Source organism: Sphingomonas agri (assembly GCF_038148795.1).
GTDB classification, from domain to species: Bacteria; Pseudomonadota; Alphaproteobacteria; order Sphingomonadales; family Sphingomonadaceae; genus Sphingomicrobium; species Sphingomicrobium agri.
Window position 1 is genome coordinate 324594 of the sequence record NZ_JBAPEU010000002.1, and the last position, 23531, is coordinate 348124.

The 23531-nt window shown below is 62.6% G+C and carries 20 protein-coding genes; 8 read left to right on the forward strand and 12 right to left on the reverse strand.

The genetic code is table 11. The features are described from left to right. Window positions 1-20: 20 nt before the first annotated feature. From V8192_RS08375 to V8192_RS08385, 3 genes are read right to left on the reverse strand one after another with little or no spacing between them, the layout of a single operon-like run. Complete coding sequence (locus tag V8192_RS08375; protein WP_341632620.1) at window positions 21-1019, reverse strand: aminoglycoside phosphotransferase family protein; 999 nt, start codon at window positions 1017-1019, stop codon at window positions 21-23. Beyond that, window positions 1007-1438: a tRNA (adenosine(37)-N6)-threonylcarbamoyltransferase complex ATPase subunit type 1 TsaE gene (gene tsaE / locus V8192_RS08380; RefSeq protein ID WP_341632621.1), complete on the reverse strand. Its 432-nt coding sequence runs from the start codon at window positions 1436-1438 to the stop codon at window positions 1007-1009. The genes V8192_RS08375 and tsaE overlap by 13 nt, the downstream gene beginning before the upstream one ends. Next, on the reverse strand, window positions 1435-3789 hold the full coding sequence (locus tag V8192_RS08385; RefSeq protein WP_341632622.1) for a sensor histidine kinase: 2355 nt from the start codon (window positions 3787-3789) through the stop codon (window positions 1435-1437). Before V8192_RS08385 ends, tsaE begins: the two co-directional genes overlap by 4 nt. Window positions 3790-4065: 276 nt before the next feature. Here V8192_RS08385 and V8192_RS08390 point away from each other — a divergent pair, with 276 nt between their 5' ends. Both V8192_RS08390 and V8192_RS08395 read left to right on the forward strand, forming a co-directional pair. Further along, the gene (locus V8192_RS08390; protein ID WP_341632623.1) at window positions 4066-7440 is read left to right on the forward strand and encodes a TonB-dependent receptor domain-containing protein; all 3375 of its coding nucleotides are present in this window, start codon (window positions 4066-4068) and stop codon (window positions 7438-7440) included. Between the two features lie 99 nt (window positions 7441-7539). Continuing rightward, window positions 7540-8502 (forward strand): 2OG-Fe(II) oxygenase, encoded by a 963-nt coding sequence (locus V8192_RS08395; protein WP_341632624.1) that lies wholly within the window; start codon window positions 7540-7542, stop codon window positions 8500-8502. 12 nt (window positions 8503-8514) lie between these two features. On the opposite strand, the gene ahcY is transcribed toward V8192_RS08395, so the two are convergent. The 3 genes from ahcY to V8192_RS08410 form a co-directional block, all read right to left on the reverse strand. Beyond that, window positions 8515-9927 (reverse strand): adenosylhomocysteinase, encoded by a 1413-nt coding sequence (ahcY, locus tag V8192_RS08400; RefSeq protein WP_341632625.1) that lies wholly within the window; start codon window positions 9925-9927, stop codon window positions 8515-8517. 110 nt (window positions 9928-10037) lie between these two features. Beyond that, window positions 10038-11045, reverse strand: coding sequence for a lysylphosphatidylglycerol synthase transmembrane domain-containing protein (locus V8192_RS08405; RefSeq protein ID WP_341632626.1), 1008 nt, complete (start codon window positions 11043-11045; stop codon window positions 10038-10040). A 34-nt stretch (window positions 11046-11079) separates the two neighbouring features. After that, window positions 11080-11655, reverse strand: a complete 576-nt coding sequence (locus V8192_RS08410; protein WP_341632627.1) for a YqgE/AlgH family protein — start codon at window positions 11653-11655, stop codon at window positions 11080-11082. Window positions 11656-11760: 105 nt separating this feature from the next. Here V8192_RS08410 and V8192_RS08415 point away from each other — a divergent pair, with 105 nt between their 5' ends. Both V8192_RS08415 and V8192_RS08420 read left to right on the forward strand, forming a co-directional pair. After that, window positions 11761-12249 (forward strand): peroxiredoxin, encoded by a 489-nt coding sequence (locus V8192_RS08415; RefSeq protein WP_341632628.1) that lies wholly within the window; start codon window positions 11761-11763, stop codon window positions 12247-12249. A 122-nt stretch (window positions 12250-12371) separates the two neighbouring features. Further along, the gene (locus V8192_RS08420) at window positions 12372-12812 is read left to right on the forward strand and encodes a hypothetical protein (protein WP_341632629.1); all 441 of its coding nucleotides are present in this window, start codon (window positions 12372-12374) and stop codon (window positions 12810-12812) included. A 44-nt stretch (window positions 12813-12856) separates the two neighbouring features. Here V8192_RS08420 and V8192_RS08425 read toward each other — a convergent pair whose 3' ends face one another. Next, on the reverse strand, window positions 12857-13612 hold the full coding sequence (locus V8192_RS08425; protein WP_341632630.1) for an alpha/beta fold hydrolase: 756 nt from the start codon (window positions 13610-13612) through the stop codon (window positions 12857-12859). After that, the gene (locus V8192_RS08430) at window positions 13609-14055 is read right to left on the reverse strand and encodes a GFA family protein (RefSeq protein ID WP_341632631.1); all 447 of its coding nucleotides are present in this window, start codon (window positions 14053-14055) and stop codon (window positions 13609-13611) included. Before V8192_RS08430 ends, V8192_RS08425 begins: the two co-directional genes overlap by 4 nt. Before the next feature lie 46 nt (window positions 14056-14101). On the opposite strand from V8192_RS08430, the gene V8192_RS08435 reads away from it, so the two are divergent. Both V8192_RS08435 and V8192_RS08440 read left to right on the forward strand, forming a co-directional pair. Next, window positions 14102-15103, forward strand: coding sequence for a hypothetical protein (locus tag V8192_RS08435; RefSeq protein ID WP_341632632.1), 1002 nt, complete (start codon window positions 14102-14104; stop codon window positions 15101-15103). A gap of 15 nt (window positions 15104-15118) precedes the next feature. After that, window positions 15119-15781: a Fe2+-dependent dioxygenase gene (locus V8192_RS08440; RefSeq protein ID WP_341632633.1), complete on the forward strand. Its 663-nt coding sequence runs from the start codon at window positions 15119-15121 to the stop codon at window positions 15779-15781. Here the strand turns inward: V8192_RS08440 and V8192_RS08445 are convergent. Then, window positions 15778-16806 (reverse strand): aspartate-semialdehyde dehydrogenase, encoded by a 1029-nt coding sequence (locus V8192_RS08445; RefSeq protein ID WP_341632634.1) that lies wholly within the window; start codon window positions 16804-16806, stop codon window positions 15778-15780. The genes V8192_RS08440 and V8192_RS08445 overlap by 4 nt on opposite strands. A gap of 107 nt (window positions 16807-16913) precedes the next feature. Here V8192_RS08445 and V8192_RS08450 point away from each other — a divergent pair, with 107 nt between their 5' ends. Beyond that, a complete protein-coding gene (locus tag V8192_RS08450; RefSeq protein WP_341632635.1) occupies window positions 16914-19124 on the forward strand; it encodes a M28 family peptidase in 2211 nt (736 codons plus the stop codon). Window positions 19125-19206: 82 nt separating this feature from the next. Beyond that, entirely contained in the window at window positions 19207-20034 is an 828-nt protein-coding gene (locus V8192_RS08455) for a DUF2189 domain-containing protein (RefSeq protein ID WP_341632636.1), read from the forward strand. A gap of 12 nt (window positions 20035-20046) precedes the next feature. On the opposite strand, the gene V8192_RS08460 is transcribed toward V8192_RS08455, so the two are convergent. The 3 genes from V8192_RS08460 to trmD all read right to left on the reverse strand — a co-directional run bounded on the left by V8192_RS08460 (window position 20047) and on the right by trmD (window position 23504). Then, entirely contained in the window at window positions 20047-22251 is a 2205-nt protein-coding gene (locus V8192_RS08460) for a S9 family peptidase (RefSeq protein ID WP_341632637.1), read from the reverse strand. Window positions 22252-22335: 84 nt separating this feature from the next. Beyond that, the gene (rplS, locus tag V8192_RS08465; RefSeq protein WP_341632638.1) at window positions 22336-22767 is read right to left on the reverse strand and encodes a 50S ribosomal protein L19; all 432 of its coding nucleotides are present in this window, start codon (window positions 22765-22767) and stop codon (window positions 22336-22338) included. 2 nt (window positions 22768-22769) lie between these two features. After that, the gene (gene trmD, locus V8192_RS08470) at window positions 22770-23504 is read right to left on the reverse strand and encodes a tRNA (guanosine(37)-N1)-methyltransferase TrmD (protein WP_341632639.1); all 735 of its coding nucleotides are present in this window, start codon (window positions 23502-23504) and stop codon (window positions 22770-22772) included. Between the last annotated feature and the right edge of the window lie 27 nt (window positions 23505-23531).

Sequence of the window (23531 nt, forward strand, 5' to 3'; positions counted from 1 at the left end):
CAGCGCGCGTTTGGCGGTGCTCACGCGGCCTGCTTCCAAGGCTCGCGCCTGTGCTCGGGCGCAACGTTCGCGTCGAACCAGTCGCGTAAAGGCTTGAGGTTCGGCTGGGCAAGGTCGCGTTCCAGAAGGCCCCACATCCTCGGCTGGAAGCGGCGGTAGCCCGGCTTGTTGTCGCGCTTCCACAGGCGCGTGAAAACCCCGAGGATCCGGGTGTTACGCTGCGCTGCGAGCGCCCAGTAGGCGCGCTCGAATGCTTCCCCGTGACCCGTGGCCGCCATATAGCGGTCGATCATCTCCCGCTCGATCGCGGGCTCGACGTCCCGGCGCGCATCCTCGAGAACCGAGGCGACGTCGTAGGCGGGATGGCCGGCAAGAGCATCCTGGAAATCCAGCAGGCCGAAATGGGCGACACCTTCGCGGCCCTCGACGAGCATGATGTTCTCTGCATGATAATCGCGAAGTACGGTAACGGGCCCGAGGCCATCGCTGGCGATAGGCTCAAGGACTTGCTCCCATGCAGTCCGATATGCCTCGACATCGACGCTCGCTCCAACCGCCGGACAATACCAGTCGGTAAACAGGGTCAGCTCATCGAGCCACTGGCTAAGCCCATGCGGCTTCAGTCCCGGCATCGGCGGGTGATCGTGCAGATGGATGAGGACGTCCGTCGCGATTTCATACAGTTCGCGTTCCCGGGCGGGATCTTCGTCGAGCGTCTCGCGCAGCCGAATGCTTCCGAAATCGCCGAGCAGCAGCAATCCCCGTTCAAGGTCGCTCGCGAGGATCTCGGGAGCGCTCAATCCGGTTCCGATCAGCCATTGGGCAACGGAAATGAACGGCTGCGGATCCTCGTGCGGAGGCGGAGCATCCATGAGCACTGCCGTCCGGGCGCCATCCACGACACGGAAGTAACGGCGAAACGATGCGTCCCCGGCAAGCGGGAGGATCCTTGCTCCCGCCCAGCCGGAAGCAGCAAGGAAATCAGGGGCATGGGGCGGCGGAGTCATCAAGGAGGCCATCGTCCCTCCCATGACGGGGGCACCTCGGCTGTCAAGATTCTGTCGCCATCCTGAGCAAAGTCGAGCGACAGGCGGAGGGCTTCGTCCCACGCGCCGGGACCGGCTCGTTCCGGCCATTCGACGAGCAGCACCGCGTCCGCTGCGGCATCGAGCCCGAGTTCGTCGATCTCGGAGGGTTCCTCGATCCGGTAGAGATCGACGTGCCATACCGGCGGATCGACGTCATCGTAGGGCTGCACGATCGCAAAGCTCGGGCTTGGAACCTCGCCGGCATGCCCGAGCCCGCTGATGAAACCGCGACCGAGCGATGTTTTCCCGACGCCAAGCGGTCCAGACAGCGTGATGACATCGCCGGGGCGCACAACTCGCGCCAGGGCCGTCCCGAGATCTGCTGTCGCCTCTTCGCTGCTGAGGATCATCGCGAACCGCGGGGAATGATGAGGGTCACGGTCGTGCCCTTCCCCGTCTTTGAATCGAGCTCGACTGTCCCACCGTGTGCCTCGATGAACTGGCGCGTGAGAGGAAGGCCCAGTCCGAGCGCGGCCTCACCCCTTGCTCCGGCCTCCGCGATGCGGTCGAAACGGTTGAAGACGCGAGGCAGGTCCTCGGCCTGGATACCGGCGCCATTGTCGCTAATCTTGATGACCGCCTGCTTCTTGTCGCCTTCGGCGCTGAGGCAGATCCGCCCCTTTCCCTCCGTGTACGCAATGGCATTCTGCAAAACGTGCTCGACGGATTCGCGCAGGCGTCGTGCATCCGCAAATACGTGCCCGGCCGACGGGGAAACCTCGACGTCGAGCTTCTGTGCCTTTTCGGCAGCTCTCGGCTTCAACGTCTCGGCCGCGGCGCGGCACAGCCCCGCGATGTCGACGCGCTCCTTTTCCAGCGCGACGCCGCGAGTGTCTCCTGTCGTGAGGTCGAGCACGTCGTTGATCAGCTTCGACAATCGCTCGACGGATTCCAGGATCGCACTCACATAGTCGCGCGCCTTGGCCGAAAGCTCACCCGCATAGCCCCCGCCGAGCAGCTCGGCGAAGCCGCCGATCGAGGTCAGCGGGGTCCTCAGTTCGTAGCTCATGTTTGCAACGAAATCGGTCTTTACCCGGTCGGCTTCCTCCAGGGCCGTGGCGCGCTCGCGAAGCGCCGCCTCGATCCGGGTTGAGTCGGTAACGTCCACCATGGTGAGAAGCGCGTTTCCGTCGGGAAGCGGCACAGCTGCATATTGGAAGTGCCTTCCGTCGGTCATCGAAATGCGCCCGCTTGCCGATTGACGCTCGTTCGTCGTCTGGCGCACCGTTTCGCGGATCTGGGGTGCTGCCGTGGGATTGACGAGCTTGCGGGCCATTGCAGGGACGAGCTCGTCCACCCGGGGATGTGTGGTCAGCCATTCCTCGTCCAGCTCCCAGTCTTCGAGGAAGCGCTGGTTCCAGGTGTAAAGCCTGCCGTCGCTCGCAAAGACACTGATCGCTTCGAACAGATTATCGAAGGTCGCGGCGCGGACCCTCAGCAAGGTATCGCGGGCGGACGCGAGCCGAAGCTGCTCGGTACGATCCTCGAGGAACAGCCTGAGGCCGCCGTCCGGGAGCGGCTGGACGACCACCCGGATGTGATCGCCCGCGGGCAGCATCCACTCTTCCTCGATCACCTCGTCGGCGCTCGTGAACCAGTTGCGCCGCTCATCCTTCCACGCGGGAAAGTCGCGCGTCTCGGGAAGGCGCTGCGTGTCCCGCATCCGTTCGATCACGCGATCGAATTCGGGTTTTTCGGCGAGCCATTCGGGATCGAGCTGGCTCATTATTGCAAACGGGCGATTGAAGAAGCTGAGTGTACGGTCGGCGTCGAACTGGGCGGTTCCGGCAGTCATCCGGTCGGCAAGTTCACGCTGGCTTTCAATATAGCGCGCAAGCTCTGCGCGCGCGTCCTCGAGATCCTGAACGTCCACGGCATATCCCGCCACCCCGCCGGTCGCGAGCGGGACGTTCACGATCCGGAGCATGCGCCGTTCGCCGCGGATGATCGCCGCCTGCATGCGCGAAACCACGCGGCCGCTTTCCTTCGCCTTCCGGGCCGATGCCGTCGGGCTGTCGTCACCCTCGGCGTCAATGAGTTCAGCGCCGCGTTCGATGACCTCGGCCGCGTCTCTCCCCTCGACCGCGTGCACGAAAGCACTGTTGACGAGTCCGAGCTCCAGGTCCGGACCCCGGTACCACATCGGAAAGGGAGCGGCCTCGATCAGGTGGGTGAGCGAGTTCAAGGCACCTTCGGTATGACGCAGCCTCAGCGCGAGTTTGGCGCGTTCCTCTTCTCCGGCGCTGGTGTCGAAGAACCAGAGCAGCAGGCTTCCTGGCGGTTCGCCAGGAGCGGGACCTCCGCGCACATCAAATATGCGGGTGGAACCATTCGCGCGGACCTTGCACGAAACCCTGCCTGCCGAAGCTTGCGCTGCCCCGATCTCGGCCTCGAGCGACTTCAGGTCGTCAGGCCCAATTCCGCAATCGTTGCCGGCGAGGTCCCCAAGAACCGCAGGCGCCAGATCGAGGCCGAGCGCACGAGTGAGCTGTTGATCGGCTTCAATGCGCTGATCGGCGCGCACGAGGAGCGGACGAGCGGGCATCAGTTCGAGCAGGCGAGCATTGGCACGCGCACCTTCGAGGATGTCCTGTGCAAGCCGGAACCGGCGGGACGCAATTATCGCGATCGCTGCCCCGATGCCGAGCCACAGCAATGCAAGCGCCGCAATCGCCAAACCTGCTTCGCCCGACGCGGCCATTTTCGACACCACCCCCTCGCCAGATTCATACGTACCTGTCGACCAAATGAAAGGCCGGGAACCGCCACTGTCGCAAAAAGGCAACGAGTTGTGAGGTTCAATAGTCGGCTGCCCGACAGGACTTGGGCCCGGTTTACCGCCCCCGTTCGGATTTCGTGACATTAAAGTGACAGGTGCCCGAAAACTGAACTCTCGATGTACGAATGGTTTGAACTGCCGCCCGAGATCGGGAACTCAGAAGGGGTACCCAAGGGGAAAACGAGGGGAAGTACTCCAATGTTGAAGACGAATTTGCTGGGCGCCACGGCGCTCCAGACCGGGGCGTTGATTCTTTTTGCGGCAAGCCCTGCCTATGCCGCGCAGCCGGTGACGAACTCCGTGCCGCCGACGACCGTGGCGCATGAACCGCCCGCCCCGCCGGTTACGACCAACCAGACCCAGCCCAACCGGGTCATTCCGGCAACGCAGGCGAACAACGTCACTTCGTCGCCTTCAGACCAGGGCATCGTCGTCACGGGTTCGCGTATCCGCCGTCCGAACCTCGAATCGGTCGTTCCGGTCACCTCGATCCAGGGCGAGCAATTCTTCCAGACCGGTCAAACGAGCGTTGGTGACGCGCTCAACGACCTGCCCCAGCTTCGCAGCACCTTCGCCCAGCAGAACCCGGGCCTTGGCATCGGCATCGCCGGCCTCAACCTTCTCGACCTTCGTGGCCTTGGCACCGTCCGGACGCTGACGCTGGTCAACGGCCGCCGCCACGTCGGCGCCGACATCCTCAACAATGCGGTGTCGCCCGATATCAACACGATCCCGAACGATCTCATCGATCGCGTCGACATCGTCACGGGCGGCAACTCGGCCGTCTACGGCTCGGATGCAATCGCGGGTGTCGTGAACTTCATCCTGAAGCGCGATTTCCAGGGCCTTCAGGTACGCGTTCAGGGCGCCGACTCTGAGGACAATTATGGCGCGAACTACATCACGTCCGCGGTCTGGGGCACGAACTTCAACGGTGGCCGGGGCAATATCACCCTCGACGCGGAATATGCCCACCAGGACCGCGTTTTCGCGTCCGATATTCCGTGGATGCGCCAGAACAACACCTTCGTGGTGGTCGACGTCGATCCGGGTGGATTGCCCAACGGCAGTGACGGCTTCCCCGACCGCATTTTCATCAAGAACATCAGCAGCGCCAGCATCAACCCGAACGGCCTCGTGCCGATCACCCAGAATTCATCGCTGACCGGCAACCCTAGCCCGCTTTGCGGCAGGGGAATCGGCACGACGAATGGCGCGGGCGGAATTGGCTCGGGCGCGACCGCCGGCACCGCCTACAACTGCACGTACATCTTCACACCGGACGGCCGTCTAGTGCAGCAGACCGGTACCCGTGCCGGTTCGGGCATCATCGGCACGATCATCGGCGGAAACGGACAGACCGGGCGCGAAGGCCAGACGGTTTCGGTGCTTCCAAAGCAGGATCGCATCAACCTGAACCTGCTCGCGCACTACACCGTGAGCGACGCGTTCGAGCCGTTCATCGAAGCCAAGTGGAACCGCATTCACACGCGGGGCAACAACGCGGGCCCATCATTCATCCAGGGCACTACTGGCGGCTTCGATTCCCGCCAGCAGATCCGCCTCGATAACCCGTTCCTTGATCCGGCAGACCGAACGACAATCGCAAACGCGCTTCTTGCATCGGGCTGCAGGCCGAGCCTGTCCGGCGTCTGCACGACGACACCGTTGCCGGGTCAGGCGACCAACCTTCTCACTGCAACGGACATCGCCAACATCAACAACGGAAGTTTCCGTTTTGTCGATGCGAGGAACCTGATCGACGCGGGCATCCGCGACGAGGATTTCGTGCGTAAGACCTACCGCGTCGTCGTCGGTGCCCGCGGCACCTTCAACGACGATTGGAGTTACGAAATCTCGGCCAACTACGGCAAATTCCATCAGACTGATGAGACATTCGGCTTCCTGAACCGGCAACGGTTCCTGCTTTCGATCGATTCCGGCCGCAATCCGGCGAATGGCCAGATCCAGTGCCGTTCGCAGTTCGTCCCATCGGCAGCTGTCGGAGTCGCCGGCCAGAGCGCCAACCTCGCATCCGATATAGCGGCATGCGTGCCCTACGATCCGTTCGGCGCGGGAGCGAACAACGCTGCTGCAGTCAACTATTTCACCTACAATTCGCACACGACCGCCAGCATGAGCCAGCTGGACTTCCTCGGCTTCATGAACGGCGATTCGAGCCAGTTGTTTTCGCTCCCGGGCGGTCCGATCGGTTTCGTGCTCGGTGCCGAATACCGCCGCGAGCGCGCTCGATACACCGACGACCCGTTCGTCGAGAGCGGGGGAACCAACGCGGTCGTGATCGGCGATTTCAACCCGCCGACCTTCACGGTCAAGGAAGCCTTCGGCGAGCTTAACGTGCCGATCCTGAAGGACATGCCGTTATTCCACGAACTGACTGCAACGGGCGCTGCCCGTGTTTCGGAGTACAAGGGCGCGGTCGGCACCGTCTGGACGTATAACTTCGGTGGCGAATGGGCCCCGGTCCGGGACGTTCGTTTCCGCGGCAACTACGGTAAGGCCGTTCGCGCTCCCAACGTATCGGAGACCGCGTTCCCGGTCGTTCCGAACTTTGCACCCGGTTTCAACGATCCGTGTCAGCCCAACCAGATCGGCAGCAACCCGAATCGTCCGGCAAACTGCCTTGCCGACCTCGGTTCGACTTTGCTCAACGGTCTTCAGAACATCACGCGTTCGCTGCCCATCAACAGCGGAAGCAACACCGATTTGAAGGCTGAGTCGTCCAAGTCGCTGACGCTGGGCGTGGTGGTTCAGCCTCGCTTCGTCCCGGGCTTCTCCCTGAGCGTCGATTATTACAACATCAGGGTGAACAACGTGATCGTGTCGCTTTCCGCGCAAGCGATTGCGAATGCGTGCTACGATCAGCCGAACCTGCAGAACCAGTTCTGCGCATTGTTCACGCGCTTCCGTGGTGCCAGCCAGGATCCAAATACCGGAGACCAGCCAGGCTGGATCGCCGCGAACTCGCTGACTTCAATTCCGCAGAACTTCGCCAAGCGAATTCGCCGCGGCATTGATACCCAAATCGGCTACCGCGCGCGCCTTGCTCCCAAAGTGCTGCTTGATACCAACCTGCTCTGGGTGCACGGCCTGCAGTCGAGCAACTTCGAGAATCCGTCGCTGCCAAACTTCGAGAACCGGATCCTCAGCGAGCTCGGCGATCCGAAGGACGAGGCTCGGCTGGACGCCGACCTCAAGGTCGGAAACGTGACGTTCGGCTACCGGGTCCACTACATCAGCCGGATGATCATCAACGGTGCCGCGTTCGAGGACTTCAATCCGCTGCCGACAGCCTGCACCACCACCGGCTGTCCGCCCAACAACGCGGATTTCGCCGACATCGAATGGAACCCGGCGGTTACCTACCACGACCTTCGGTTCCAGTGGGACACCGGTCCGGTGTTCATGGCCAAGAACGTCCAGTTTTACGTTGGCGTGAACAACATCTTCAACAAGGTCCCGCCGCTTGGAAACACCGGCCTCGGGTCGGGAAGCGCGATCTACGACATTCGGGGTCGCAATTATTACGGCGGTATCAAGGCCCGCTTCTAGGCGTCGCTTTAAAATCGCAGACTTATGGAGCCGGGAGGGAACTCCCGGCTCTTTTTTGTGCTCTGGAAAGCGACGCCCTGCACTGCCAAGAGCAGAATCGTGAGCGATGTCATCAACCGAGCCGAAGCGCTGCTCCATCGAGGCGACGTCGAGCAGGCTGCCACCCTGCTGAAAACGGCCGAGCGATCGGGCGATCCGCTCGCCGCGCGCGAACTTGCGCTCTGGTTGCTGGTGGGGGAGCTGGTCCGACGTGATTTAACGGGCTCGCGCGCTCTGTTCGAGCGAGCAGCGGAGCTCGGAGACGAATATTCCGCAACCGTTCTTCGCGCGTTTACAGCGGGCGGCGTTGGCGCGCCCGCCGACTGGCCGCGGGCAATGATGCTCCTCAGGGAGGCGGCACGGACGGACAGGGAAGCGGCCAGCCAGTTGCAGCTTATCGAGGCGATGCGCTTTGCTCCCGATGGAACGGCCGCTGGCGACTTTCCAAGCGAGACCCTGTCTCAGGCACCCGAGGTGCGTCTATTTCCCTCCTTTTTCACGCCGGCCGAATGTGCCTATCTCGTCGAAGCCGCGGCTCCCGCACTGAAGCCGAGCGTCGTCGTTGACCCCCATACCGGAGCGCAACTACCCAACCCGGTGCGAACATCACAGGCGGCGGCCTTTCCATTTGTGGACGAGAATCCTGCAATTCACGCGCTGAACCGCCGTATCGCGGCTGCAAGTCAGACCGACGTCCGCGCCGGTGAACCACTCCAGGTGCTTCGCTATGCGCCCGGCGAGCAATATCGGCCGCACAGCGATGCCCTGCCAGGGGTCACGAGCTCAGAGCAGCGGGTGCTCACGTTCCTCGTTTACCTGAACGAGGATTACGAAGGCGGCGAAACCGCATTTCCCGCGCTCGGCTTTAAGGTTCGAGGTCAGCTTGGCGACGGACTCATGTTCCGCAACGCGTCTGGCGACGGGGCCCCCGACGCGCTTGCAGTGCATGCCGGCCTGCCTATCACAAGCGGCGTCAAGCATCTCGCGTCGCGCTGGATCCGCGCGGCGCCGCTCGTTCTTTAGGCGGCCGCCCCCTTAGTAGCGATAGTGGTCCGGCTTGAACGGACCCTCGGCCGAGACGCCGATATAAGTCGCCTGCTTGTCGTTGAGCTTGGTGAGCTTGACTCCGAGCTTGTCGAGGTGAAGCCGGGCGACTTTCTCGTCGAGGTGCTTGGGAAGCACGTAGACGTCATTCTTATAATCGTCGCCCTTGGTGAAGAGCTCGATCTGTGCCAGCACCTGGTTGGTGAAGCTCGAGCTCATAACGAAGCTCGGGTGCCCGGTCGCGTTGCCAAGGTTCACAAGACGGCCCTTCGACAGGACGATGATCTTCTTGCCGTCCGGGAATTCCACCTCGTCTACCTGCGGCTTGATCTCGGTCCACTTCATGTTCGCCAGCGCACCGATCTGAATCTCGCTGTCGAAATGGCCGATGTTGGAGACGATCGCCATGTTCTTCATCGCCCGCATGTGGTCGAGCGTGATCACGTCCATGTTCCCGGTCGCGGTGACGAATATGTCGGCGCGCTTGGTCGCCTCTTCCATCGTTACGACCTCATAGCCTTCCATCGCGGCCTGAAGCGCGCAGATCGGATCGATCTCAGTCACGAGAACCCGGGCGCCGCCCTGGCGGAGCGATGCAGCCGAGCCCTTGCCGACATCGCCGAAGCCGGCCACGCAGGCAACCTTGCCCGCAAGCATGACGTCCGTCGCGCGGCGGATCGCGTCTACCAGACTCTCGCGGCAGCCGTAGAGATTGTCGAACTTCGACTTCGTGACGCTGTCGTTGACGTTGATGGCCGGGAACGGGAGCTTGCCGCTCTTCGCAAGCTCGTAAAGCCGATGAACACCGGTGGTAGTCTCTTCGGACACGCCCTTGATCGTTTCGACGGTCTTGGTGAGATAGCCGGGGCGCTCGGAAAGAAAGCGCTTCAGGGTCACCGCGAAGATTTCTTCCTCTTCGTTGGACGGCGTGAACAGCTCCTCGCCCTTCTCGACCCGGTAACCCCAGAGCGCGAACATCGTCGCGTCGCCGCCATCGTCGAGGATCATGTTGGCAGTCGTCTCGCGGCCCCAGTCGAAGATGCGCACGACATAGTCCCAGTAATCCTCGAGCGTTTCGCCCTTGATTGCGAACACTGGGATGTTGCGTGCTGCGATGGCAGCTGCCGCATGATCCTGCGTCGAGAAGATATTGCACGATGCCCAGCGTACTTCCGCGCCCAGCTCGACGAGAGTCTCGATGAGCACGGCCGTCTGGATCGTCATGTGCAGCGAACCGGTGATGCGAGCGCCCTTCAAGGGCTTCGAGACTCCGAATTCCTCGCGCAGGGCCATGAGCCCCGGCATTTCGGTCTCGGCGATCTCGATCTCCTTGCGTCCGAAGTCGGCAAGGCCGAGGTCCTTTACAACATAGTCGTTGAAACGGGTTTCAGCCTGCGTCGCCACGTCGAAGATCTCCGAAAAATGGATGAGCGCCTGGTGGGCGCGGTTATCCGAGGCCGTTAGCGGCCAGCGGCTCCAAAGGCAAATATAAAGATTTCTTTATATGTTGGACTTCAGGTCTGGGCGGCCTTCATCTCGTAGCGCAGCAATATGCCTCCGGGTATCAGGGGGAGCCACAGGGTGAAGCCGCGAAAGAGCAAAGTCGCCGAGAGCGCTGCCTCGAACGGAACCCCGAACAGGCGGAGCATTGCGATGCTGACCGCCTCAAACGAACCCAGTCCCATCGGGATGGGCCCGAGGATGACCGCAATCGAGGCAAACATGAAGGCGACGTAGCCTGCGCTGAGCGGCGCGTGGACGCCAAGCGCCTTCACGCATGCTTGCATCGTTGCAGCGTCGGCCACGAATACGGCAAGGTTGAGGGCCGTCAGCCAGGCGATGAGCGAGGGGTCGCGCACGAGTTCCCTTGGCGCTTCTCCGACGAGTTCGAAAAAGCGCTTCGCCTTGGACCATTTTGCAATCCACCGGGGAATTCGCTTCTGCCCCCGCCGGTGAAGCCAGAGGACGAGGAGCGGGATCCCGCCCGCAACGACGAGGAACGCAAGAACTGCCAGTGTCAGAAGCACGCTCGTGCGGCTTTTCCACCAGAGAACAACGAGCACCCAAAGGGCGCCCATCGCATAGGACATGTAATAAGCGACGATCTGCAGAAGCAGCGCCGCGACGGCATTCTTCCTCGGAACACCAAGGTGCACCAGCCGGTCCACGAGGAGCACGTTCCCGCTTACCCCCGCAGTCGGGATGACCTGGTCGGCAAAATGCTTTGCAAGGGTGAGCCGGAAGAGGTCGCCGCCTTCCTCGGGTGTCCGTCCGCGCCGAAGCACCAGCCACCACTGGGCAGCGAGCCCGACATAAGTCGCAAGTTGAAGAAGCGCCGCAAGAGCAAGCCAAAGTGGCTTCGCCTGCGTCAAAAGCGCAGCAAAGTGCTCGACGTCGCCCCAGTGGACGGCGGCGACCACGAGGCCGGCGATCAGCATCGCGGCGAGAAACCAGCCCCGCCAGCTCGAGAACGCTCCTTCGGTTTGGGATCCCCGTTCCTGGTCGTTGTTTGCGCGGCTCATCCGTTGCGAACGCCGGAGCAGCCGTTACTTTCCCTCAGGCGGCGCCGGTCTCGTTCGCAAGCAGCCGTGGATCGATGCCCTCGGCCTTGAAGGAGGCGGCCCACCGCTCGTCGGTCGGAGTCTCGAACAGGATCTTCGTATCGGTCCTTGCTGCAAACCAGCCGTGCCTGGTCATTTCCTCGTCGAGCTGACCTTCTCCCCAGCCGGCATAGCCCAAGGCCGCGATCCACTGATTGGGCCCGCGTCCCTCGGCAATGGCGCGAAGGACGTCGATCGTGCCGGTCATCGCGAACAGAGCATCATTCCCCCCGTTGACGTGAAGCGTGTCCTGCCCGCCCCAATCGTTGGAATGAAGAACAAAGCCTCTGCCGGGCTCCACGGGTCCACCATGATGTACAGCGCAGTCCGGTGCTTCGCCGGGATCGATGTCCAGCTGCCTCAGCAAACCGCGAAAGCTGATTCCGGCCCGCTTGTGACCGATTCCAATCCCGACAGCGCCATTTTCGTCGTGAACGCAAAGGGCGATGACCGCCCGTTCGAATCGGGGATCCGCCATCCCGGGCATCGCCAGAAGCAACTTGCCTGAAAGAAACGTCGGCTGCGCAACCATGGTTGTCGACAATGGGACGCAGCCGCGGGGCAGGCAATACTTGAGAGCGTCGTACGGCAGGCCTAAGGCGCGGCTCATCCCTTCAGCGCAGGAGCCTTGAAAGCCATGACCATCCAGAAAGGCGACCGCCTTCCCGACGTGCCGCTAACGATCGCCACCGCCGATGGGCCAAGGCCCACGACCAGCAGCGAATTCTTCGCCAACAAGCGGGTTGCTCTCTTCGCAGTCCCGGGCGCGTTCACGCCGACCTGTTCGGCGCGTCACCTTCCCTCGTTCGTCGAGAAAGCGGGCGATCTCAAAGGCAACGGCGTGGATGAAATCGCATGCATCTCCGTCAACGACCCGTTCGTGATGGCTGCTTGGGGCGAGCGCGATGGAAGCGAGGACATTACGATGCTCGCCGACGGCAATGGCGCTTTTTCCGACGCCGTCGGGCTCTCCTTCGACGGCAGCAAGTTCGGCATGGGCAAGAGGTCGCAGCGCTATTCGATGATCGTCAATGACGGCGTCGTCGAGCAGCTGAACGTCGAGCAGCCCGGCGAATATCGTGCATCGAGCGCCGAAACGATGCTCGATCAGCTCGCCACAGCCTGAACCTTCCTCCCACTCACCGACGTAGGGCCACTCCTCGCCGCTCGGAGCCGTTTGCGCGCCGAACGTGCAACGCTTTCAGTCGTTGGTACGGCGAGAGCAAACTCATTCCGAGGAGATAGCAAATGGCCAGAAATACCCGTGGTGGACGAAGTCGCAGCAGCAGCTCGGGCAACCGAGGGAGCGACAGAACAGGCGGCGTCATTGAGATCGCTCGCGACAGGCCGATGGCCGCCGCAGCCGTCGCCGCTGGCGCTGCCGCAGCCGGACTGTTTCTGTGGTCGAAGCGCTCGCAGATCAGCAACCAGTTGTCGAACATCAGCGAGCAGATCGGAGAATGGACCGACAATTTTGGTTCGGGCAGCTCGTTCGACAGCAATGAGGACAAAGCCGGCCTCACGACTTCCACCAGCAGCGGCAACCGTTCCACTTCCAGCCGCAATCGAGGAATGAGCGAAACAGGCGGCGGAAACTCAACCCTTGGCGCGACAAGTGGCGGCGGCGGCACGACCGGTCCAGCAAGTGGTCGCGGCCGAGCTGGCTCGGCCGCTGCAACGCAGGAATAACCAAGAATCACCATCAAGGGGCGCTTCCCGGCGCCCCTTTTCTTTTACCGAGCCAGGAACTCGGCGATGGCCTCGCCAAGCTCGGGCCGCGTTACCGAGCTCATATGCGATCCTGGAACCTCGACGAACCGCGCCTCGGGAAGGGCGGCTGCCAGTTCCTCGGCGGAGCCGTTGTCGTCGTCCTCCGATCCGCAAACAACCAGCGTCGGCATGGTGAATGCCCTCAGCCAGTCCATGAAGGCGTCGGCGAAACTCTCCAGAAGCAGGCCGGCCGCGACCCGGTCGACCTTCTGGCTCTTCATGAACTGGATCGAGAGCCAGTGGGGATCACCTCGCTGCACGCGATCAAACAGCTCGATCGCCTCCAGAAAGAAGTGCTTGCGCCGTTGCCAGTGCTTCAGACCTTCAAGGCCCGCACCGCCGAGGATTGCCCGGCGCGGCCGGAGGCCCTCGCCCACCCCTTCGAGCGTCGTTCGCGCGCCGAGTGAAAATCCCCCGAGGTCGAAGTCCGCCAGGCCCAGGTAAGACACCAGCTCATGCAGGTCCCGGGCAAGGATGCCCAGAGGATAATATTCGGGTTCGTGGGGCCGCCCGCTGAGCCCGTGAGCCCGAAGATCGGGCATGACGACCTTGAAGCCCCGCGCAGCGATCCGATTGGCATGACCGAACTTGATCCAGTTCATCCGGGCATCCGAGAAGAGCCCGTGCAGCAGCAGGACCGTCCTCCCCTCGCCGAGCTCATGATAAGCCAGTTCGATCCCGTCGGAGGCGGACCAGAAATGGACGCTTGGCTCGCTCATCCCGGAAACTCCCCGGTCGCCTCGATCCATTTGTCGACCAGAAGGGAATAATCTTCGCTCCGCTTTTCCGGCAGGCCGTGAGTGTCGATCCAGGCAGGGAGGATGCTCTCGGCGCCGAAATGATGCCTCGGCCGGAATCGCGACGGTTCGTCAAACGAGGCGACGGTAAGATCCATGCGGTCACTGCCTTCGCGAAACCTGAAGCCGAGGGAGGTTCCGCATTTGCTGCAATATGGACGCTGGGCGATGGGCGAACTGTCGTACCAGTCTGGCTCATGCTCCCACTGGATATCCGCCTGCTTCATGCTCTTGAACGCGATGGAGACTGAGCCCGTCGATCGCTGGCACATCCGGCAGTGACACAAATAAGCGTCGTCGTCCTCGACGTTTGCCCGGTAACGGACGCGTCCGCATGCACAGCCGCCGGTCATCTGCTCGGCCATGGCGATCCTCCCTTTGTTGAGGCCTCTTGCGCGGCTAAGTGACCGCATGTCCAGCGCTCCCGGTTCGAACGAGATTTGGCACGACGCACGATGGCTTGCGCAGGCGCTCGATCCCAAGGCCGGCCTGCTGCGCGCGGTCGAACTGACCGCGGAGGACTACCGGCAGGCGAGCTTCCTTGATGACCGTCTCCTTGAAGCGGGCCACCGCAATCATCTCCTGAACTGGGCCGAGATCGAACATGGCCGGCCGGACAACGCCCGCTCAGATGCCCGCTGGATCTTCCACATCGGCCATGTCGGATCGACCCTTGTTTCGCGCCTCCTCGGGGAACTGGACGGCGTCCTTTCGATCCGGGAGCCCCGCGCCCTGCGCGACCTCACCTTCTTTCCGCGCGAGGTACGCGATATGTTCGTGCCCACCGCCCGAGCATTGATGTCGCGCACCTTCACGAAAGACGGCGCGGCCGTCGTCAAGGCAACGAGCATGGTCAGTGAAATTGCAGCAGAACTGGTCGGCGAGAAAGGACGCGCCCTTTTTCTCCACGCATCGGCAGACACCTACATGAGGACCATTCTCGCAGGCGACAGTTCGCCGGCCGAGCTCCAGACCCTCACCCAATTCTATCGGGCCCGTGCGGCAAGGGCCGGGATCGAGTTCGGCGATCCCCTGACGAGCCAGGCGAAGGTCGCAGCGCTGGTCTGGGCATGCGAAATGACGGCACTGGAGAGCGCGGCCGAGAGGCTTCCCGGCGAAGCGGTCAGCTGGACTGACTTCGACGAGTTCCTGGACAGGCCCGCCGCACAGCTCGAGGCTCTCTGCCAGTTCTTCGATCTCATGAATGAACCGGGCGAGGTTGCCCGGATTGCCGAAGGGCCCCTTATGAACCGCTATTCGAAGGCTCTCGAATACGAGTTCGGTGCCGAGGCCCGGCGGCGCCAGCTTGCCGATGCGGGCAAGACCCACTCGGAAGAGATTGCCTCCGCTCTTGCCATGCTTATCCAAGCAGCCGAGAAAGCGCCGCTGCTTGCGCGCGCTCTTCTCCGCTAGAATTCCGGATCGCCGATGTACCGAACCATCACCCTTCTGACGACGCAGGAAATCGAGGAGTGCCGACGCATCGCCGCAGCCTCGCCGTTCGTCGACGGGCGCATCACCAATCCTCACAACACCGCAAAGCAGAACGAACAGCTCCACGAGCCGCAGGCCTATCAGAAGAGCTCCCAGATGCTGCTCCAGGCATTCGCGCGCAGCGAGGAATTCCGCGATTTTGCGTTTCCCGCGCGGATCGCTCCCCCGTTCCTGACCCGCTACCGGCCCGGAATGAAGTATGGCTTCCACACGGACTCTGCCTTCATCCGCATGCCGCAAGGGGAGCTTCGAAGCGATCTCAGCTGCACGGTCTTTCTCAGCGAGCCTTCCACGTATGAGGGTGGATCGCTGCACATCCAGCTCGGCGACGCCGATATCAGAATCAAGCTTCGTCCCGGTGAAGCCGTCATCTACCCGTCAGACACGCTCCACGAGGTCGAGCCGGTTACCAAGGGGGAAAGGCTGGTTGCGATCACCTTCATCCAGAGCCGCGTGCCTGACCCGTTTCGCCGCAACTTGCTGTACAATCTGAACGAGGTCGCTGCGCTCGAGGGACTGAAGATGAGCCACGAAAATTATACCCGGATGCAGCTCGTCCAGGCGCAGCTGCTTCGATATTGGGCGGAGCAGCCCTAGGCCGCCTTCTGAAGGTGTTTGCGCCCCAGAAGCTCCGCGATCTGGACGGCGTTCAGAGCGGCTCCCTTGCGCAGGTTGTCGCTTACCACCCAGAGGCTTAGCCCGTTCTCGACGGTCGGGTCGTCGCGGATGCGGCTGACATAGGTCGCATATTCGCCGACGGCCTCGACCGGCGTGACATATCCACCTGGCTCCCGCTTATCGACGACCATGATGCCCGGAGCCTCGCGCAGGATATCTCGCGCCTCGTCAGCCGAGATTTCATTCTCGAACTCGATATTCACGGCCTCGGAGTGACCAACAAACACGGGCACCCGGACACAAGTGGCAGTAAGCTTGATCGAAGGATCGAGGATCTTCTTGGTCTCGACGACCAGTTTCCACTCCTCCTTGGTCGACCCGTCATCGAGGAAGACGTCGCATTGCGGGATGACGTTGAAGGCGATCTGCTTGGGATAGACGACGGGCTCATTGGCGTCGCCGACGAAGATATTGCGCGACTGCTCGAAGAGCTCGTCCATCGCCGCCTTACCGGTGCCTGATACCGATTGATACGTGGCAACGACGACGCGCTTGATCCGCGCCGCATCGTGAAGCGGCTTGAGTGCAACCACCAACTGCGCAGTTGAGCAATTGGGGTTGGCGATGATATTCTTCTTGGAATAGCCCGCGATCGCGTCCGAATTGACTTCCGGGACGATCAGCGGAACGTCCGGGTCCATCCGGAACAGCGAGCTGTTGTCGATCACGGTACAGCCCGAGGCAGCAGCCCTGGGAGCATAGATCCGGGAGGCGTCCGACCCCGCAGCGAACAGGGCGATGTCCCAGCCTGAAAAATCGAAATGCTCGAGATTCTTGACCCGGAGGGTTTCTCCGCTGTCGCCAAAATCAATCTCGTCCCCCGTTGAGCGGGAGGATGCCAGAGCGGCCACCTCATCGAGCGGAAATTGCCGCTCGGCGAGGATGTTTAGGAGCTCTCGACCCACATTGCCGGTCGCTCCGACGACCGCGACCCGGTAACCCATTGACGTTATCTTCCTTGCTCGATGTGCCGCGCGAAGTGGGCTCGGCCCCCGCGATTGTCAACGCGGCCAAAGCTGTCACATTCACCTAGGCTCGAGGGGGGAAAAGCATGGCGGCAGCCTGGCGCGGATTGATGGTGATGGCGCTGCTTCTCGCGGCATTCGCCTTCAAGGGGATCCTTGTCGCACCGCCCGCCCGGCCATCGCTCGCCAAGGCTGGCGAGTTCGATGCGGACCGGGCCTCAGCACGCCTCCAGCGGATCCTCGGCGACCAGCGAGCGCATCCTGTCGACAGCCCCGCCGACGACGCGGTGCGCGCGCGGCTCATCGGTGAGCTGCAGGCGATTGGGCTGAGTTCCAGGGTCCAGGACACAATCGATTGCAGCGCCCTGCCAAAGGGCCGCTTCGTCAGCTGCTCGAGGGTTCGCAACATTATCGCGACGATCCCGTCGCTGCGGCCCGGGCCGCAGCTGCTTCTCAACGCGCATTATGACAGTACGCCGACGGGGCCAGGCGCTGCCGACGATGGCCTCGGGGTAGCGGCGCTCCTCGAAATCGGATCGATTCTCAAGGCATCTCCGCCGCCCCGGCCCGTAACCCTTCTTTTCAACGAAGGAGAGGAGCTCGGACTGAACGGCGCCCACGCATTCGTCACGAGCGATGCCCTCGCCCACGAGGTCAACTCACTGATCAACATCGACGTCCGCGGCGTCACGGGGCCCTCCCTGATGTACGAAACGAACGATCCCAATGAAGCAGCGATCAGCATCTATTCCGGTGCAGTAAGCCATCCCTACGCCAACTCGATCAGCACGGACTTTGCGAGGCTCATCCCCAACACGACCGACGTCGTCTTCTTCAAGCCGCGCGGCTGGACCTTGCTCAACTACGGGATCATCGGGAATGAAACCCGCTACCATTCTCCTGGCGATACCGTTGCTGCCCTCGATCGCAACAGCCTCGCGCAGGTCGGGAGCCAGGCTCTTGCGACGACGCGGGCGATGGCGGCGCTTGCCGATCCGTCCGTCCAAGGCAAGGGTCGAACGGTCTTCACCGACCTCCTTGGCCGGGGAATCATCAAACTGCCGCTCGTCGCGGCCGCCATCATCCTGGCATTCCTGCTGCTTGCCTCCATCCTTTTTGCGGCACGCGAGAAAGCTGCTGGAAAGCCGCTAGCCGTTGCCGGCGCGATGATTGTTGGCGGTGCCGCCGCCGCGGCTTTCGTCGGCTTTCTCCTGACCCTCCTGAGAGCGGGGGACTTCTGGCGGGCTTATCCGCTCATCGCCTACCTTGCGATCTATGCAGCGCTGCTTCTTTCCATGGGCGCAATCTACATGCGCATTGGACGCGCCATCGATCGGCGCCGGATGCGCGCAGCATCGTGGCTCGTCATTCTCATTGTCGGGTCGCTCCTCAGCATCGTGCTTCCTGGCGCGACGATCTTCTTCCTCGTCGCGCCTCTAGTAGCATTGATCGGAATTGCGGTTTCAAGGCGTTCGCCAGCTGCCGGAAACCTGATCATGATCCTTGCTTTCCTCATCCAGCTGCTGATGTTCGCCGAGCTTCTGGCGCTCATCGAGATGCTTCTGATCGACGGTCCGCTCTGGGTCGTCGCTCCCCTTGCGGCGCTCGCGAGCCTGCCGGCACTGGTCGAGGCCGATCCCTCGGCGCTGCGCCCGTCGATCGCCTTGCTGGTCCTGTGTTCCCTGGGCCTATCGGCAGCGGCGCTCGCAATACCCCGTGCAAGCGGCGACCGGCCCCTGGGGTTCAGCATCGATTATTTCCGGGATGTCCAGTCGCACAGCGCGAATTGGGCAATTGCTACCAAGCAGGCGCCCTTGCCCCCCAATTATCCGGGGGAATGGAGCAGGGGTGTTCTCCCCTATAACGGCAGGACGAGGTGGATCACGCGAGCGCCGCTTCTCGCAGGTCCGGAGCCCTCCGCCCGCGTCGTCGCCAGCAGCCAGGAGGGGGCTCAGCGGCGGCTCCGCATCGTACTGTCGGCGGGCGGCGCCAACAGCATATCGATCCGATTCCCAAGAGAGGCCAAGGTTCTCGCGCTTGGCCTGCCGGGTGCTGCAGCGCCAATTCCCGAAAATGGAGAGCCGGACAAGCCGCTCCTGCGCTGCACGGGCCGATCATGCGAGGGACTTCAGGTCGAGGTCGTCCTTGGCACCCGCATGCCCGTCGAGGCGGAGATCTTCTCGACCGCGTTCGGCCTTCCGGGGGAGGCTCGCCCGCTGATCCAAGCACGGCCGCGCGATGCGATCCCGCAATATGCACCGAACCAGACGATTACTCGTTCCAGCGTTAAGCTCTGACCGACTCGCCTGCTTTGTGATATGCGCCAGGGGAGGCGCCCGGCGTGCGATGCGCCGGACGGCACCGATCAAAGGAGGTGTCATGGCGACCAACACGATCGCTGGCGGCGGTGCGTCGCGTAAACCAGCACAAATCCGTGTCCGCAAGATCAACCACGAGGATCTCAGTTATTCGTTGCGTCGAGGACTTGACGATTTCCTGACCTTCCGGGGCGACATCGTGTTCGCGGGCGTGGTTTATACCGTCATTGGTCTTGCGGCCGTCGTGATGACCACCAGCTCGCCGCTGATGCCCTTCTTCGTACCAGTCGTTGCCGGGGTCGGGCTGCTGGGGCCGGTCGCAGCCGTCGGCTTCTATGAACTCGCAAGAAGGCGCGAGGCAGGACAGCAGGACGTGCACTGGTTCAACTTTCTAGAGGTCCGCAAACGCCCATCCGCCGATGAAATGGGGATCGTTGCCGGGATGCTGCTACTCATCTTCTTCCTGTGGCTCCTCGCCGCCGGCGCGCTTTACGCGGCCCTGTTCGGCTGGGCGACGCCGGAATCGGTTCCTGATTTCCTCGCGACAATCTTCACAACTCCGCGCGGGTGGGCGCTGATCATTGCGGGCGGCGCCGTCGGGGCGATATTCGGATGGATAGTGCTCGCCTTGAGCGTCGTTTCCCTGCCGATGCTGGTCGACTCCAACATCAGTGCTCCGGAGGCGGTCTCCGCTTCGTGGCGAGCTGCTCATTCGAACAAGGGCGAGATGATCCGCTGGGGGATCATCGTTGGCGCATTGCTGGTGCTCGGGTCGATCCCGCTGTTCGTCGGCCTCGCCTTCGTCCTGCCGTGGCTCGGCTATGCGACCTGGCATCTCTACACGCGGCTCATCGACCGCGATGCGCTCGGAAGCCGCCAAGTCGCCTAGTCGCCTAGTCGCCTAGTCTTGGCGCTTGCCGAGGACCTTGTCGTCAAGAAAGCGAATGATGGTTGTCCAGACGTGCGTCTGGGGCCCCTCCCCGGCGATCGCATGCGTCGCTCCGGGATAGGCCATCATTTCGAACGGGCGCTTCGCTTGCTGCAGACGAGCATAAAGTTCAGTGCTGTTCTGGAAGATCACGTTGTCGTCCGACATGCCGTGAACCAGAAGCAGGGGGTCGCGAATTTTCACCGCGTCTCCGAGCGCACCTGATATCTCGTAGGGCTTGGGATCAAGCGCAGGATTGCCAAGGTAGCGCTCGGTATAGGCGGTGTCGTAAAGCTCCCATTTCGTAACGGGTGCCACTGCAACACCTGCCGCGAAGACACCGGGTGCTTTCTCGAGCAGCTTGAGGGTCATGTAACCCCCGTAAGACCAGCCCATTACCGCGATCTTTCCCGGATCGACGAACGGCTGCTCTTTCAGCCACTTGACGCCCGCGAGCTGGTCCTGAACTTCGGCATCGCCCATGTCGCGGTAGACCGCGTTTTCGAACTTCGTTCCGCGACGATTGGTCCCTCGGTTGTCGAGGGTGAAGACGATCCAGCCTCGGTCGACGAGCGCCTCGTGGAGGGGAAGCTGCGCGTACCAAGCATCGGTGACCTGCTGTCCGTGGGGACCGCCATAGACATAGAAGAAGACGGGATAATGCTTGCCCGGCTCCAACCTGGGCGTGAGCAGCCGATAGTAGAGCCTGGAACCGTCAGGCCCCGTAATGCTTCCGAACACCGGCTTTACGTGGCTGTCGAGGTAGGGTGCGTAAGGGTGCGATGCGTTGAGTGCGTTTTCCTCCACCCAGGCTAGACGCTTGCCGGTCCGGTCAGCGAGATACGTTTGCGAGGGTTGGGAAGTATCAGAGCGCGTCACCAGCGCGCGGGTCGCGCCCTTGTCCATCACCGCATTGTTGTACCACCCTTTTTCCGTCACTCGGATCGGTGTGGATGCTCGATCGTAACTGACCCAGTAGAGCTGTTGCTCGAGCGGGCTCTCGAGTGTGCCCATGAAATAGATCCGGTGCGTTTTTTCATCGACACCCGCGACTTTCTCGACCGCCCATTCGCCATGGGTCAGCTGCCTCCATCGGCCTTTCTTCCAGCGATAGAGGTGCGAATAGCCGGTTCGCTCGGATGACCAGACGAAACTCCCGTCCTTGAGCGCCTTGAAATTGTCGGTGAGGTTCACCCAGGTCGGTGACGTCTCCGAGAACAGCAGGGTCGCATGTCCTGTCGCCGGGTCGACCCGGAGCATGTCGAGCCGCTTCTGATCACGGCTGAGGCGCTGCACGTACAGGCTTCGAGCGTCCCTGGCCCAGTCTACTCGCGCCAGATAGTAATCGGGATCGCTACCGAGATCGGCCTTCACTTTCGACTGCCCATCGGGGGTCATGACATAGAGGCCGACAACAGCATTCCTTGTCCCGGCGGCGGGATAGCGTTGCTCGATCAGGTCCGTCCCCGAAGCGCCGATCGCGGCCCTCTTGACTATCTCGACAGGGCTTTCGTCAACGCGCGTAACGGCGAGATATCGATCGTCCGGCGACCACCAGTGGCCCGTATCGCGTCCAAGTTCCTCCTGTGCGACGAACTCCGCGGAGCCCCAGCTGAGCGTGCCGCCGCCATCGCTGGTCAGCGGATGTTCCTGCCCGGTTGCAGCATCCATGACGAACACATTGTGATCCCTGAGGAAAGACAGATAGCGGCCCGTCTCGGATACCTTCGGATCGATCTCCGTCGCGGCGGTGTTCGTCAGCCGGCGCACATGTCCATCGAGCGTTGCAAGATAAAGGTCCCCGTCGATGGGCATCAGGATCGACCGGGAATCCGGCGCCCATCCATATTCGGTGATCCCCTTGGTGCCGGCGATACGCGCCCGCTCGCGACGCATCTTCTCTTCCTCCGAGATAGCGCCGCCGCTGCCGACCTTCTTGGAATCGACCAGCATCCGCTCGCTGCCGGTCACGGTATCGATCGCCCACAGATCGTACCGCTCCTTGTCCTCCGGCCGGTTCTTCAGAAGTGTCACATAGTGACCGTCGGGAGATATCCGGGCCTCGCGCGGGGTGGGTCCGCTGAGTGCGGGGCTCGAGAAGATGCGCTCGAGCGGGATATCGCTGGCGAAGGCTGGGGAAGCGGCGGCAAGGAGAAGGGCAGAGGCAAGCTTACGCATGCGTCGCGACCCTAGGTTCAAAACGGCAAAAGAAAAGGCGGAGCGCGAACGCTCCGCCTCCCAATGGATCTCGGACCGGAGTTACTAGGCCTCGGGAGCCTTCTCGGCGCGCTGAGCCTCGGTCTCCGCACCCTGCCCGCCTGCTACATCGCGCTGGACGGTGCGGCGCTCGGCGATACGGGCAGCCTTACCCGTACGGCCACGAAGGTAATAGAGTTTGGCGCGGCGAACATCGCCGCGGCGCACGACCTCGATCGAATCGATGATCGGTGAATAAAGCGGGAAGACGCGTTCAACGCCCTCGCCGAATGAAATCTTGCGGACGGTGAAGCTCGAACCCACGCCCTTGTTGGCGCGGGCGATACAAACGCCCTCGAACGCCTGCACGCGGGTGCGGTCGCCCTCGATCACCTTGACGCCGACGCGCAGCGTGTCGCCCGGGCGGAATTCGGGAACGGGCTTGTCCTTGGTCAGCGCGTCGATCGCTTCGCGCTCCAGGGTCTCGATCAGGTTCATTGTCAGTCAGCCTTCGTTTCTCGTCGCCGCGCGCCAGAGGGCGGTGCCTGCGATGCGCCCCCGTGGCGCTCGATCAGGTCCGGCCGCCTTAGCCGTGTATCTTTGATCGCACGTTCGTGTCGCCACGCCGCGATCTTCGCATGATCCCCCGACCGCAGCACTTCGGGGATCGTGCGCCCTTCCCATGTTACAGGCCGGGTATAGTGCGGATATTCCAGGAGACCTTGCTCGAAGCTCTCCTCCTCTCCGCTGGAGGCCGCGCCCATTACCCCGGGAAGCAGCCTCACGCAAGCATCGAGGATCACCATCGCTGCAAGCTCGCCGCCCGACAGGACATAGTCACCGATCGAGACCGGCTCCAGTGGGCGAGCTTCAAAGATGCGCTCGTCGAATCCCTCGAAGCGCCCGCACAGAAGGATCAGTCCCTCCCCGCTCGCAAGTTCCCGGACCCTGGCCTGCGCCAGCGGCGCACCGCGCGGAGACAATGCAAGCATCGGCCGCCCGTCCGCGACCTCGTCGAGCGCGGAGGCGAGCACGTCTGGCCGAAGCACCATTCCGGCTCCGCCGCCGGCGGGCGTGTCGTCGACGCTCCGGTGCTTGTCGGTTGCAAAATCGCGAATGTTCCTGGCCTCGAGGCTCCATAGACCTTGCTGGAGCGCCTTGCCGGCGAGGCTCGCGCCGAGGGGCCCTGGGAACATGTCTGGATAGAGCGTGAGAATGGAGGCCCTGAACGTCATTGCGGAACCGCCGCTATCACAATCCAT